Annotated in this window: 1 protein-coding gene; it reads right to left on the reverse strand. The window is 68.2% G+C overall.

Annotated elements, in window-relative coordinates; translation table 11 throughout:
- Positions 1–556: methyl-accepting chemotaxis protein (locus AC06FE_RS19570; RefSeq protein WP_478073999.1), on the reverse strand; the 556-nt coding region annotated here is incomplete at both ends.

The raw sequence follows: 556 nt of genomic DNA on the forward strand, positions 1-556 counted from the left end.
TTCGTCCATCTGCATCACGGTCTGGTTGACCTGCTCGATGCCGGCGCTCTGCTCCTGCGAGGCGGCGGAGATCTCGGCCATGATGTCGGTCACGCGCTGCACCGAGGCCACGATCTCGCCCATCGTGGTGCCGGCCTGGTGCACCAGCACCGAGCCTTCGCCGACCTTGTCCACCGAGTCCTCGATCAGGCCCTTGATCTCCTTGGCCGCGCTGGCCGAGCGTTGGGCCAGCGTCCGCACTTCCGAGGCGACCACGGCGAAGCCGCGGCCCTGCTCGCCGGCACGCGCGGCTTCCACCGCGGCGTTGAGCGCCAGGATGTTGGTCTGGAAGGCGATGCCATCGATGACCGAGATGATCTCGGCGATCTTCCTGGATGAAGCCTCGATGGCGCTCATCGTGGTCACCACCTGGCTGACCACCTCGCCACCCTGCGAGGCCACCGAGGCGGCACCGATGGCGAGCTGGTTGGCCTGGCGGGCCGATTCGGCGTTCTGGCGCACGGTGGAGGTCAGTTCCTCCATCGAGGCGGCGGTCTCCTCCAGGTTGGCGGCCTGC

This window comes from Stenotrophomonas sp. Steno-C18, from assembly GCF_056393195.1.